Origin of the sequence: Streptomyces sp. NPDC051940, from assembly GCF_040680895.1 — a bacterium.
GTDB lineage: Bacteria > Actinomycetota > Actinomycetes > Streptomycetales > Streptomycetaceae > Streptomyces.
Genome location: NZ_JBFAXR010000073.1, coordinates 1 through 12776 on the forward strand (window position 1 = coordinate 1; position 12776 = coordinate 12776).

Sequence of the window (12776 nt, forward strand, 5' to 3'; positions counted from 1 at the left end):
GCGATCGCCGAGCCCAGGTCGTACGGCGGATGCCCCTCCACGGCCGCGTACAGCAGACCGCCCAGGGACCACATGTCGGCGGCGGGGCCGGGCCGGCCAGCGCCAGCAGCGACAGGACGGCCGCAGGACGCCGTATCTCGGGCCGCAGCGAAGGCTTCACCCGGAGTTCCTCCCCCTCCGTCGGCCGGGGCCGGCGGTCTGAGCACCACGTGGTGGCCGCGGCGCGGGCCGGCGGCTGTCCGATGGAAGGGAATCAGCGAACGGCAGGGGGACCGGAGGGATCCGGCAACGCTTCGGCAGATTCCGTGAGCCGTAAAGCTATCCCGCGCCGCGCCCCAGGTGAAGGCGTGATCAGCAGCGGGTTCAGCTGTTACGTTCCCGAAATCGACGGGCGCCCGGCTACTGGTCCCCGAACAGGTCGCTCGGCAGCTCGCCGCTGGGGAGGAGGTCGGACGGCAGACCGGACGGCATCCCGCTCGGCATGTCCGAGGGAAGGAGGCTCGACAGGCCCGAGGGCAGCCCCGACGGCAGACCGGCCGACGGCGTCGACGTACCGCCCTTGTCGCCGTCCGAGCCGTCGTCGCCGCCGCCCGCCAACGCGTAGGCCGCGATGCCGCCCAGCAGCAACACGCCCACCACCGCGGCCGCGATGAGCGGACCGCGCCGCGGACCCGTGGGCGGAGCCGGCTCCGGCGGTCCGGGCGGGCCAGGCGGCGGTGCGCCGAAACCGCCGCCCGACGATCCCCCGCCGAAGCCGCCGTCGGGCGGACCGCCGAAGCTTCCCCCGGGCGGCTCGCCGAACCCGCCGCCCGGGGGGCCTCCGAAGCCGCCCGCCGGTGGCTGGCCGAACCCCCCTGCGGGCGGCCCGCCGAAGCCTCCTCCCGGCGGCTCTCCGGGGGGACCACTGGGCGGCGGAGGAGTGGGCGGGGATCCTGGCGGCGGATAGCTCATACGTTCAGCATGGTCGGACTCACCGGTCCGCCACGCCCGTCGTAACCGACCCGCGACCTATCTCCCGCCTGAACCCCGCATTCCGGCCCGCGTACGGTCACACGCCGAGCAGATGGTCCATCGCCAGCTGGTCAAGCCGCTCGAACGCCATCCCGCGCGCGGCCGCCGCCTCGACGTCGAACTCCTCGAACGCGCCGCGGTCGGCGAGCAGTCCCGCCAGCCCCGACTCGTCCGCGGTGGGCTGCGCCAGCTCGTGCAGCCTGCTGTCGCGCAGCGCCTGCTGGACCTCGGGGTCGGCGCGGAAGGCGGCCGCGCGCTCCTTGAGGATCAGGTAGTTGCGCATGCAGCCGGCGGCGGAGGCCCACACGCCGGTGAAGTCCTCGGTACGCGGCGGCTTGAAGTCGAAGTGCCGCGGGCCGGCGTAGCCCGCGCTCTCCAGCAGGTCGACGAGCCAGAAGGCGGCGCGCAGATCGCCGGCGCCGAAGCGCAGGTCCTGGTCGTACTTGATGCCGTTCTGGCCGTTGAGGTCGATGTGGAAGAGCTTGCCGGCCCACAGGGCCTGGGCGATGCCGTGCGGGAAGTTGAGCCCGGCCATCTGCTCGTGGCCGGTCTCGGGGTTGACGCCGAAGAGCTCGGGCCGCTCCAGGCGCTCGATGAACGCCAGGGCGTGCCCGACGGTGGGCAGCAGGATGTCGCCGCGGGGCTCGTTGGGCTTGGGCTCGATGGCGAAGCGGAGGTCGTAGCCCTGGCCGGTGACGTACTCGGCGAGGAGGTCGAACGCCTCCTTCATCCGGTCGAGCGCGGCGCGCACGTCCTTCGCGGCACCGGACTCGGCGCCCTCCCGGCCGCCCCAGGCGACGTAGGTGGTGGCGCCCAGTTCGACGGCCAGGTCGATGTTGCGGATCACCTTGCGGATGGCGTAGCGGCGGACGTCCCGGTCGTTGGCCGTGAGGGCGCCGTCCTTGAAGACGGGGTGGGCGAAGAGGTTCGTGGTCGCCATCGGGACCTTCATGCCCGTGGCGTCCAGCGCCTGCCGGAAGCGCTTGACGCACGACTCCCGCTCGGCCTCCGAGGCGCCGAAGGGGATCAGGTCGTCGTCGTGGAAGGTCACGCCGTAGGCGCCGAGCTCCGCCAGCCGCTCCACGGTCTCCACCGGGTCGAGCGCGGGCCGGGTCGCCTCGCCGAAGGGGTCGCGCCCCTGCCAGCCGACGGTCCACAGACCGAAGGTGAACCTGTCCTCGGGGGTGGGGGTGTAGGTCATGGCGCCCTCCATGGTGCTCGTCGCGTCGTCGGTCGGAAGTATTTCGTTAGAGCCTTTGACAAATTAGTATGCACTTCCGGTCAGTGGAAGAGCCGCGGGGCACGGAGGTAGCAATGGGGCCGCTCGTCGCAGGGGTGGACAGCTCGACGCAGTCCACGAAGGTGCTGGTGGTGGCCGTCGACACCGGCCACGTCGTGGCCCAGGCGCAGGCACCGCACAAGGTCTCGGCGGGTGACGCGGCACGGGAGAGTGATCCGCGGGACTGGTGGGACGCCCTCGGCACGGCTCTCGCCGACTGCGGCGACGTGGTCCGCGAGGTCGCGGCGGTCGCCGTCGCCGGCCAGCAGCACGGGCTGGTGACCCTCGACCGGCACGGCGAACCGGTCCGCCCGGCGCTGCTGTGGAACGACGTCCGCTCGGCCCCGCAGCGCGACCGCCTGGTCGCCTCCCTCGGCGGACCGAAGGCGTGGGCCGAGCGCACCGGCAGTGTCCCCGCGCCGTCCTTCACGGTCACCAAATGGGCGTGGCTGAGGGACAACGAGCCCGGGGCTGCCGCCGCCACCGCGGGCGTGCGACTCCCCCACGACTATCTGACGGAGCGCCTCACCGGTGTCGCCGTCACGGACCGGGGGGACGCCTCCGGCACCGGCTGGTGGGACGCCCGCACCGGCGCGTACGACGAGGAGACCCTGGAGCACGTCGGGCTGAGTGCGGACCGGCTCCCCCGCGTCCTCGCGCCCGGCGAGGCGGCCGGCACCGTCCAGGCTGATCTGCCGCTCCCCCACGGCGCCCTGGTGGCCGCGGGGACCGGCGACAACATGGCGGCGGCACTCGGCCTCGGGCTGCGGCCCGGCCAGCCGGTGCTGAGCCTCGGCACCTCGGGCACGGTGTACGCGGTGACCGGCCGGCGCCCCGCGGACCCCACCGGGACGGTCGCCGGTTTCGCGGACGCCCGCGGTGACTGGCTGCCGCTGGCGTGCACGCTGAACTGCACGCAGGCGGTCGACCGGGTCGCGGCGCTGCTGGGGCGCTACCGGGAGGAGGTCGAGGAGGGGTCGACGGCGGTCATGCTCCCCTTCCTCGACGGGGAACGGACGCCCGATCTGCCGCACGCGTCGGGGCTGTTGTACGGGCTGCGGCACGACACGACGGCGGGACAGGTGCTGCAGTCGGCGTACGACGGCGCAGTGTACGCCCTACTCGCGGCGCTCGAGCTGGTGGCGGGCCCGGAGGCCGCCCCGGACGAGCCGCTGCTGCTCATCGGCGGTGGCGCGCAGGGCACCGCGTGGCGCAACACGGTGCGGCGGCTGAGCGGGCGACCGGTCCGGGTCCCGCACGCGCGGGAGGCGGTGGCGCTCGGCGCGGCCGCGCAGGCGGCGGGTCTGCTGCTGGGCGAGGACCCGGCGGAGGTGGCGCGCCGCTGGGGGACCGCGGAGGGCCGTTCGTACGAGGCCGTGGAACGGGACGAGGAGGCGTTGCGGCGTATCGGCTCGGTGGTGGACGGGGCGGACGCGCTGTTGCGGCGGGCGCGTTGAGTGGTCGCCCGTGCCGGTTCGTGTACGGATGACGAGGGCCCTGGGGGCTCCGCCCCCAGACCCCCGGGCGCCAGCTCGCCGCGTCAGTGGCTAGCCCGCACCATCCGGGGGCTCCGCCCCCAGACCCCCGGGACGCCGACTCGGGGGCGAGCCCACACCATCCCGGGGCTCCGCCCCCAGACCCCCGGCTCGCCGCGTCTGTGGCTGGCCCGCAGCCCCCGGGCCTGCCGGTCGGCGCCCGCCTCGCCGTCCAACCCGCAGCAGCCCCTGGAGGCTTCACCCGCGGCCTGTGGAGGCACGTGGGTACCTCGTCGCTTTCGTGGCGCTGGAGGGCCGGGTGCGGCCCGCCCCCAGCGCCTCCTGACCGCCGGGCCCGCCCGGTGAGGTCAGATGTGGACCGACGGAGTGCCGTCCCCTCCCTGGCCCGCCTTCGTGAAGAGCGCGACGCCCGCCGCGAAGACCGCGACCACGCCCGCGCACGTCAGGGCCAGGCCCATGCCGGAGATGAACGCGCCGTGGACGACGTCCGCCATCGACTGGGCGACCTCCGCCGGAGTGCCCTTCGGCGGCGGGGGCGCCAGCCCGACCTCGGCGGCGCTGGTGAGCGCCTCCTGCGACTTCGCGTCCAGCGGCTGCAGGCCCGCCTCCTGCCACCGCTCGGGCAGCGTGCCGCCCACCCGCGACGCCATCACGGCGCCCAGCACCGCCGTGCCGAGGCTGCCGCCGACCTGCATGGCCGCCTGCTGCAGTCCGCCGGCGACACCGGCGTGCTCCAGCGGGGCGTTGCCGACGATGACCTCCGTGGCGCCGACCATGACGGGCGCGAGCCCGAAGCCCAGCAGGGTGAACCACAGCGCCGTCACCGCGGTGCCGCTGTCCGCGTCCAGCGTCGACATGCCGAACATGGCGACCGCCGTGAGCCCCATCGCGACGACGAGCGGAACGCGCGGACCCGTCTTGGTGATGACCGCACCAGCCAGCGGCGAGGCGACGATCATGCCGCCGGTCAGCGGCAGCAGATGCAGCCCGCTGTCGACCGGGCTCATGCCGTGCACGTTCTGCAGATAGAAGGTGACGAAGAACAGCCCGCCCATGAAACCGAAGGCCATCAGCACCATCAGAACGGTCCCGGCGGACAGCGGCACGGACCGGAACATGGACAGCGGCAGCAGCGGCTCGCGCGCCTTCGACTCCCACAGGACGAACAGCAGGAAGCCGAGCACCGCCGCGCCCAGGAAGACGAGGGTCTTCGTATCGCCCCAGCCCCAGACGGGCGCCTTGATCAGGGCCCAGACGAGGCTGAACATCGCCCCGGACAGCAGCGCGATGCCGAGGACGTCGAAGGAGCGCGGCGCGTGCTCGGCACGGTGGTCCTTCAGGATGAACAGCCCGAGCGCCAGCGCGAGGACGCCGACCGGGACGTTGATGAAGAACACCGACTCCCAGCTGACGTGCTCCACGAGCAGCCCGCCGACGATGGGCCCGGCGGCGGTGGAGGCGCCGATGACGGAGCCCCATATGCCGATGGCGGCGTTCAGCTTCTCGGCCGGGAAGGACGCACGCAGCAGGCCGAGCGCGGCGGGCATCAGCAGGGCGCCGAACAGGCCCTGGAAGACGCGGAAGGCGATGACGGCGGCCACGCTGCCGGACAGCCCGATGGCACCGGACGAGGCGGCGAAGCCGACGATGCCGATGAGGAAGGTCTGCCGGTGGCCGAACCGGTCGCCGAGCTTTCCGGCGGTGATGAGCGAGACGGCGAGGGCGAGCAGATAGGCGTTGGTGATCCACTGGACGTCGGCGAGCGAGGCGCCGAGGTCCTGCTGGATGGCCGGGTTGGCGATGGCGACGATGGTGCCGTCGAGGGCGACCATCATGACGCCGATGGCGACGGCGAACAGGGTGAGCCAGGGATGTCCCCGCAGCGCTGTCCGCTGCCGGGAATCCGGATCCGGGGGCTGCTTGGAGAGGCGGGTGGCGGTCGGACTGGTCATACGATCGACCCTAGTGTCAGTCGCTGCCAAATAACAAACACCCCCATGCGACAGTAACTGACAGTTAACCGGGCGGTAAGCGGACCCGGGCCGGCTCTTCGCCGGACGGCGTTCCGCGACCGCGCCGGTAAGCTGTCGCGCGACCAGTCGGAAGGCGGCCGTGAAGTGACCGGACTGCGCGAACGCAAGAAGCAGCGCACACGTGAGACGTTGATCCGGACCGCCATCGAGCTGTTCGTGGAGCAGGGTTACGAGCGGACCACCGTCGACGAGATCGCCGCGGCCGCCGACGTGTCGCAGCGCACCTTCTTCCGCTACTTCGCGACGAAGGAGGAGGTCGCCTTCGCGCTCCAGGACATGATCGAGTCCTCGTTCTACGAGGCCGTCCGCCGCCGTCCCGCGGAGGAGCCCCCGCCGGTCGCCCTGAGGGCGGCGCTCGAGTCGGTGTGGGACGGCATCGGGACGACCATCGAGGACACCGTGCCGGTGGCCACGTACACGCGGATGTGGCGCACGATCGAGACGACGCCCGCTCTCATCGCCGTGGCGCTGCACCGTACGACGCGGATGTCGGAGCTGCTGGCGGCAGAGATCGCCCGCCGGGAGGGCGTCGATCCCGACACCGACCCGCGGCCCCGCGTCCTGGTGGCCGCGTTCACCGCCGTCATGCAGGCCGCCGCCCGTCTGTGGAGTACGGGGGACGACGCCACGCTGGCCGGGGCCCGGGCCGCGACGATGGCCTATCTCGACCAGCTGCCGCAGGCGGTCGGCGTCTGGGAGCCCGCCCGATGAGCGCACCCGCACCCGGCACCCAGCAGGCGATGCGCCGGCGCAACCTCTCCCTGGTCCTGCACGCCCTCGCCGAGGAGGGCTCCCTTTCGCGCGCGTCCGTCGCGGCCCGGATCGGGCTGACCCGGGCGGGCGTCTCCGCGCTGGTGGAGGAGTTGCTGCGGGCCGGTCTGATCGTGGAGCTCGGCCGGGGCCGGCCGGGCACCGTCGGCCGCCCGGGCAGCGCGCTGGCGCTGAACGACCAGGGGCCGTGCGGCATCGGCGCCGAGATCGGCGTCGACCACCTCTCCGTCTGCGCGGTCGACCTGCGGGGCACCGTGCGCGCGCGGATCGCCGTCGACGCCGCCAACCGGGGCCGCGCCCCCGAGCCGGTACTGGCCGAGCTGAACGGGCTGATCCAGCAGATCACGGTGGAGGCCCGCCGCGCGGGGCTCGAGCCCGCCGGGCTCGGGGTGGCCGTGCCGGGGCTCGTCGGGCGCGACCAGACCGTCGTACGGGCGCCGAACCTCGGCTGGCAGGGGGTGGACCTGCGTCCCCTGCTGACCACGGCGCTGCCGGTCACCGTCGACAACGAGGCCAACTTCGGCGCGCTGGCGGAGCTGCGGGAGGCCGAGTGGCGGGACTTCGTCCACGTCTCCGCCGAGATCGGCATCGGGGCGGCGGTCGTCGTGGACGGTGAGCTGCTGCGCGGGGCGCACGGCTTCGCGGGCGAGCTGGGGCATGTGCCGGTACGTCCGGACGGCCCGGCGTGCGCCTGCGGCGGGCGAGGCTGCCTGGAGCAGTACGCCGGCGAGGAGGCGGTGCTGCGGGCCGTCGGGATCGCCCCCGAACGGGCGGCACGCGAACACCCCGGGCCCGGCGGGCGCATCGCGCTGCTGGCCCGCCGCTCGGAGGCCGGCGACGACGCCGTCACCCGGGCGCTGGGCGACGCGGGCGAGGCCCTGGGTATCGCGCTGGCCGGCGCCGTGAACCTGCTCGACCCGCAGGCCGTGGTGCTGGGCGGCGCGCTCGCGGAGCTGGCGCCGTGGGTGCTGCCCCGCCTGGAGCGGGAGTTGTCGGACCGGCTGGCGGATCCGGCGCGTACGGTACGGGTGACCGTCTCCCGGCCGGGCGCTGAAGGGCCGCTGCGGGGCTCGGCGCTCCGCATCGTCCAGTCGGTCCTCGACGAGCCGCCCGCGGCCGCGTAGCGGCCCTCGGGCGGCCACGACCGCACGGGGCGCCAACCACCGCCATTGGCAGGCCCATTGGCATACCCGAGCACGTCTTGGCAGCGGTGACCCCGGCACTCATCATGAGTCTCGCACCACGCACGTGTCATGTACTCGCAGCAGTCCCTCACTCACCGGAGCCCCCATGGACCTTGCGAGACCCTCCCGCCGCCGCTTACTGCAGGGCGCCGCCGCCGGCGCGGCGGCCGCCGCCATCGGACCGCTCGCCGCCTCCCCCGCGAGCGCGGCGAGCTATCCCGTCACCCACTGGATCCCGGCCAGCGCCTCCAACTACACGGTCTCGAACCGCCCGACGACGTATCCGATCAACCTCGTCGTCATCCACGTCACCCAGGAGACCTTCCAGGACGCGATGCGGATCTTCCAGGATCCGAGCCGCAAGGTCTCCGCCCACTTCATGGTCGCCTCCGGCGACGGCTACATCGGCCAGTTCGTCCGCCAGAAGGACGTCGCCTGGCACGCCGGCAACTGGAACTACAACACCCGCAGCATCGGCATCGAGCACGAGGGCTGGGTCGACGACCCCTCGTGGTTCACGGACGTCATGTACCGGCAGTCCGCCCAACTGACGGCCGCCGTCTGCGACAAGTTCGGTATCCCGAAGGACCGCCAGCACATCATCGGGCACGTCGAGGTGCCCGGCACCACGCACACCGACCCGGGCCCCTACTGGGACTGGGCCAAGTACATGAGCTACGTCAAAGCCGCTGTCTGAACTCCGCGGGGCGCCGTTTCCGGCGCCCCGCCCGCCTTGACGGGACGCCGGGAAGCGGCGCCCCGTCCGTCTTCGTGGGGGGACAGTAACCGTGCACCGTCGCGGAACGTCACGCAGCATCCTGGCCGCGGTGGGCGCGTTCGCCGCCCTCTCCTCGGCCGCCCCGGCGGCCGTCGCCGCCGACGACCCCGGGGCGCGCCTCTCCGCGGGGACCCAGATCGCCTCCGGGGTCGAGTACCGCTCCTTCACCTTCCCGGCCTCGCACGGCGACGTGACGGGCCATCTGGTCACCGTCGACCTCTCCGACCCGCATGTCACGACCGACCTCCTGCATCCCGGCGCCGTCGGGGCGAGCGCGCCGGTGACGCGGATGGCCGACACCGGCGGCGCGATAGCGGCGGTCAACGGCGACTTCTTCAACATCACCGAGAGCCAGCACCCGGGCGTCCAGGCGACCAACGCCCCGGTGGGCCCGGAGATAGCGGGCGGGCACGAGCTGAAGGGGGCCGTGCCGAACGCCCAGCGCTTCGGGCCCGCGCTGCCGCCCGGCACGTCCACCCGCGACGTGATCGGCGTCGGTATGGACCGGCGGGCACGTCTGGACACCCTGCAGCTGAAGGGCACGGTGCTCACCCCCGCCGGGTCGCTGCCTCTCGCCGGCCTCAACCAGTACGCGCTGCCTGTCGGCGGCATCGGCGCGTTCACGTCCGACTGGGGCACCACCTCGCGCGTACGCTCCACCTGCGGCAGCGACACCCGGCGGGCGGATCCGTGCAGCACCGACGTGTACGAGGTGCGCGTGCGGCGTGGGCGGGTTGAGTCGGCCTCGGCCGTGATCGGTGGCGGACCGATAGCGCCGGACACCACCGTGCTGGTCGGACGCGAGGCCGGTGCCCAGGAGCTGCGCGAGTTCGGCGTCGGCGAGCCGGTCGAGGTGCTGAGCCATCTCGACGCCGAGGGTGTCGTCCCCCTGAAGTTCGCGGTCGGCGGCTATCCGATCGCGCGCGGCGGACAGCCGCTGGCCGGTCTCGACACCGTGACGGCCGCAGGCCGCTCGGCGGCGGGTTTCGGCGCGGACGGCGAGCGGCTGTTCCTGCTGTCGCTGGACGGGAACGCGGAGACGAGCGCCGGCCTCACGATCAGCGAACTCGCCGCCCTGCTGCTGGACGTGGGCGCGACGGACGCCGTCAATCTGGACGGCGGCGGTTCGTCGACCCTGGCCGTGCGGGCGCCGGGCGCGACCGCGGCGACGGCCGTCAACCGCCCGCCGGGCAGCTTCGAGCGGCCCGTGCCGAACGCGATAGGGGTGTTCACTCAGCCCTGACCGGCCGTGCTGCCCCTCGCCCTGCGCGAGGGGCGGCCGGCGATTCCCGGACCGTAAAGCCGAATGCACTCCTTGCATGCCGCTTGCATCATATGGGAATGTGCCATCATCTGAGCCGAGCCGCTAGCCGACGCTGGGATGGTGACCATGCCGCATATCCGCGATGTCCGGGTGTACGTGCTGAAACTGCCGCACGACGATGCCTACTTGGGCCGACTCGACGACGGCAGCGAGCTGACGGACGACCGCGGGTACGTGGTGCGCGAGCCGTGGCGCAGCTTGTACTCGTCCCGCTTCGAGACCATGCTCGTCCGGCTCACCGCCGACGACGGCACCGAGGGCTGGGGCGAGGCCCTGGCGCCCGTCGGCCCGGAGGTGCCGGGCCAGATCGTCGCCACCCTGCTGCGCCCCGCGCTGCTCGGCATGCCCGTCGGCGCGGTCCGCCCCGCCTGGCACCGGCTGCGCGACCTGATGCGTGAGCGCGGCCATCTCACCGGGCACCAGGCGGACGCGCTGGCGGCCGTGGACACGGCTCTGTGGGACCTGGCGGGGCGGCGGGCGGGACTGCCGGTGGCGGAGCTGCTGGGCGGCGCCTTCCGTACGACGCTACCCGCCTACGTCTCCGGGCTGCCCCGGGACACCGACCCCGAGCGCGCGGAACTCGCCGCCGAATGGGCCGCGAAGGGCGTCCGTCTGGTCAAACTGCACCTGGGCCGCGGCGTGGAGACGGACCTCGCCACCGTGGACGCGGTGCTGGCCGCCGACGAGCGGCTGCAAGTGGCCGTCGACGCGCACTGGGCGTACGGCCTGGGCGAGGCGGCGCGGCTGGGGCGGGAGCTGCAGCGGCGCGGCCGGGTGGCGTTCCTGGAGGCGCCGCTGGTCCCGGAGGACGTCGAGGGCCACCGCGAGCTGCAGTCCCGGCTCGACCTGCCGGTGGCCGTCGGCGAGGCGCTGCGCAACCGCTACGAGTTCCAGCACTGGATCAGCCGCCGCGCCCTGTCGCTCGCCCAACCGGACATCGGCCGTACGGGCATCACGGAGGCCCTGGCCATCGCCGAGGTGGCCGCCGCCCACCACATCCCCCTCGCCCCGCACCACTCGGTGGGACTGGGCGTGGCCACAGCCGCCGGACTCCATCTTGCGGCGGCGGTAGCCGACATGCCGTTCTTCGAGTACCAGCCCACCACCTGGCACGTCGCCTCACGCATCCTGCGCGAGCCGCTGGCCGGCGGACCGGGCAAGGGCATCACGCTGCCGAAGGGCCCGGGGCTGGGCGTCGACGTCGACGACGCGTTCATCATCAAGCACGCCGAGGAGATCACCGCATGAGCAACCCTGTCCGTGGGCTCGTCCCCGTCCTGGCGACCCCCTTCCACCCGGACGGCAGCCTGGACCGCGGCTCGCTGCGGCGGCTGACGGAGTTCCAGCTGCGCGCCGGCGCGGACGGGGTGGCGGTGTTCGGGATGGCCAGCGAGGGCTTCGCGCTGACCGCCGCCGACCGGGCCGAGATCCTCCAGGACGTGACGACCGTAGTCGCCGGGGCAGTGCCGGTGGTGGCGGGCGTGAGCCCCACGAGCCTGGCCACCGCCCTGGAACAGGTCGAACAGGCGGCAGCGGGCGGGGCGAGCGCGCTGATGGTCCTGCCGCCCTACCTCGCCAAGCCCAGCCCTCAGCAACTCGTCGACTTCTACGGGACGATCGGCGAACGCGCCGGACTATCCGTGATGGTGCAGGACGCGGGGGCCACCACCGGCGTCGCCATGCCGGTGCCGCTGCTCACGGAGTTCGGCAAGCTCGCCGGCGTCGACTCCGTCAAGGTCGAGACGGCGCCGACCGCCCCGAAGATCGGAGCCACGGTCGCGGCCGCTCCGGAGGGCTTCGAGGTCCTCGGCGGGCAGAACGCGTTCTTCCTGCTGGAGGAGCTGGCCGCCGGCGCCGTGGGCACGATGCCGGCCTGCGAGTTCACCGACATGCTGCGGCCGCTGCTCGACGACTGGTCCGCGGGGCGCGCGGAAGACGCGCACGCCGCCTTCGACAGGCTGCTGCCGCTCATCCGCTTCGGCATGCAGCCGGGGCTCGCCTGGGCGGTGCACAAGGAGGTCCTCGTATCGAGGGGCATCATCCGGTCCGCCGCCGTCCGGATGCCGGCGCAGCCCGCGGGCGACGCGGTGCGCACACAACTGGAGGGCATCGTGCGCCGGCTCGGGCTGTCCACGGCGGTGGTGGGGAGTCAGCGGTGACGCGCGGCGTGCTCGTCGTCGGCGGCGAGTCCTCCATCGGCGAGGCGATCGCCGCCGCCTTCGCGGCGGACGGCGACCACGTCGCGGGGTGCGGGCTGCGGGCCAGCCGGCACCCCGCGTACACGGCGTACACGGTCGCCGACTGCGGTGACTCCGCGGCCGCCGCCGACTGCGTCGAAGGGGCGTTGAAAACGCTCGGACGGCTGGACGTCCTCGTCTTGGCCGCCGCCGCGCAGCCCGTCGCCCGGGCGGAGGAGACGACCGACGCCCAGTGGCGGCTGGCGATGGCGGCCACCTTGGACAGCGCGTTCTTCGCCGCCCGGGCCGCACTCCCCCATCTGGGCAGCGGGGCGGCGATCGTCGCCGTCTCCTCCGTCAACGCGTTCCTCGCCGCGCCCGGTCTGCCCGCCTACGCGGCGGCGAAGGCGGGCGTGGAGGGCCTGGTACGCCAGCTCGCCCTGGACTACGGGCCTCGCGGGATCCGGGTCAACGCGGTCGCCCCCGGCATGATCGGCAACACGCATCTGGCGGACGTCACCGAGGGCTATCCGCTGCGCCGGACCGGTACGGCGCAGGAGGTCGCCGCCGCCGTGCACTTCCTCGGCTCACCCGCCGCCTCCTTCGTCACGGGCACGGTGCTGCCCGTCGACGGCGGCCTGAGCATCTCCTCCCCGGCCGCCTGGATCCGCCCCGACCTGCGGGAGCGGTTCCTCTAGAGCCCGCCCGGTCCCCCAGTCCCCC

11 protein-coding genes are annotated in these 12776 nt (G+C 73.7%); 8 read left to right on the forward strand and 3 right to left on the reverse strand.

The annotated features are described in order from the left end of the window. Positions 1–399: 399 nt before the first annotated feature. A complete protein-coding gene (locus AB0M28_RS25305) occupies positions 400–630 on the reverse strand; it encodes a hypothetical protein (protein ID WP_365409223.1) in 231 nt (76 codons plus the stop codon). A gap of 418 nt (positions 631–1048) precedes the next feature. Next, positions 1049–2212 (reverse strand): xylose isomerase, encoded by a 1164-nt coding sequence (gene xylA / locus AB0M28_RS25310; RefSeq protein WP_365409226.1) that lies wholly within the window; start codon positions 2210–2212, stop codon positions 1049–1051. 113 nt (positions 2213–2325) lie between these two features. Between xylA and xylB the strand changes: the two genes are divergently transcribed. Continuing rightward, a complete protein-coding gene (gene xylB, locus AB0M28_RS25315) occupies positions 2326–3747 on the forward strand; it encodes a xylulokinase (RefSeq protein ID WP_365409229.1) in 1422 nt (473 codons plus the stop codon). 386 nt (positions 3748–4133) lie between these two features. On the opposite strand, the gene AB0M28_RS25320 is transcribed toward xylB, so the two are convergent. After that, the gene (locus AB0M28_RS25320; RefSeq protein WP_365409232.1) at positions 4134–5738 is read right to left on the reverse strand and encodes an MFS transporter; all 1605 of its coding nucleotides are present in this window, start codon (positions 5736–5738) and stop codon (positions 4134–4136) included. A 165-nt stretch (positions 5739–5903) separates the two neighbouring features. Between AB0M28_RS25320 and AB0M28_RS25325 the strand changes: the two genes are divergently transcribed. From AB0M28_RS25325 to AB0M28_RS25355, 7 genes are all read left to right on the forward strand, one after another. Then, complete coding sequence (locus AB0M28_RS25325; protein WP_365409235.1) at positions 5904–6530, forward strand: TetR family transcriptional regulator; 627 nt, start codon at positions 5904–5906, stop codon at positions 6528–6530. Beyond that, positions 6527–7714, forward strand: coding sequence for an ROK family transcriptional regulator (locus AB0M28_RS25330; protein WP_365409238.1), 1188 nt, complete (start codon positions 6527–6529; stop codon positions 7712–7714). Before AB0M28_RS25325 ends, AB0M28_RS25330 begins: the two co-directional genes overlap by 4 nt. A gap of 166 nt (positions 7715–7880) precedes the next feature. Beyond that, positions 7881–8471, forward strand: a complete 591-nt coding sequence (locus tag AB0M28_RS25335; protein WP_365409241.1) for a peptidoglycan recognition family protein — start codon at positions 7881–7883, stop codon at positions 8469–8471. Positions 8472–8562: 91 nt separating this feature from the next. Then, a complete protein-coding gene (locus tag AB0M28_RS25340) occupies positions 8563–9795 on the forward strand; it encodes a phosphodiester glycosidase family protein (protein WP_365409244.1) in 1233 nt (410 codons plus the stop codon). Positions 9796–9942: 147 nt separating this feature from the next. After that, positions 9943–11124, forward strand: a complete 1182-nt coding sequence (locus AB0M28_RS25345; protein ID WP_365409321.1) for a mandelate racemase/muconate lactonizing enzyme family protein — start codon at positions 9943–9945, stop codon at positions 11122–11124. Then, complete coding sequence (locus AB0M28_RS25350) at positions 11121–12035, forward strand: dihydrodipicolinate synthase family protein (protein WP_365409247.1); 915 nt, start codon at positions 11121–11123, stop codon at positions 12033–12035. The genes AB0M28_RS25345 and AB0M28_RS25350 overlap by 4 nt, the downstream gene beginning before the upstream one ends. Continuing rightward, a complete protein-coding gene (locus AB0M28_RS25355; RefSeq protein WP_365409250.1) occupies positions 12032–12751 on the forward strand; it encodes an SDR family oxidoreductase in 720 nt (239 codons plus the stop codon). The genes AB0M28_RS25350 and AB0M28_RS25355 overlap by 4 nt, the downstream gene beginning before the upstream one ends. Positions 12752–12776 lie beyond the last annotated feature (25 nt).

Bases quoted from the DNA above. Each gene is read 5' to 3' on its own strand.
- xylB (WP_365409229.1), top strand. From the start codon at position 2,326: ATGGGGCCGCTCGTCGCAGGGGTGGACAGCTCGACGCAGTCCACGAAG.
- AB0M28_RS25330 (WP_365409238.1), top strand. From the start codon at position 6,527: ATGAGCGCACCCGCACCCGGCACCCAGCAGGCGATGCGCCGGCGCAAC.
- AB0M28_RS25350 (WP_365409247.1), top strand. From the start codon at position 11,121: ATGAGCAACCCTGTCCGTGGGCTCGTCCCCGTCCTGGCGACCCCCTTC.
- AB0M28_RS25345 (WP_365409321.1), top strand. From the start codon at position 9,943: ATGCCGCATATCCGCGATGTCCGGGTGTACGTGCTGAAACTGCCGCAC.
- AB0M28_RS25335 (WP_365409241.1), top strand. From the start codon at position 7,881: ATGGACCTTGCGAGACCCTCCCGCCGCCGCTTACTGCAGGGCGCCGCC.
- AB0M28_RS25320 (WP_365409232.1), bottom strand. From the start codon at position 5,738: ATGACCAGTCCGACCGCCACCCGCCTCTCCAAGCAGCCCCCGGATCCG.
- xylA (WP_365409226.1), bottom strand. From the start codon at position 2,212: ATGACCTACACCCCCACCCCCGAGGACAGGTTCACCTTCGGTCTGTGG.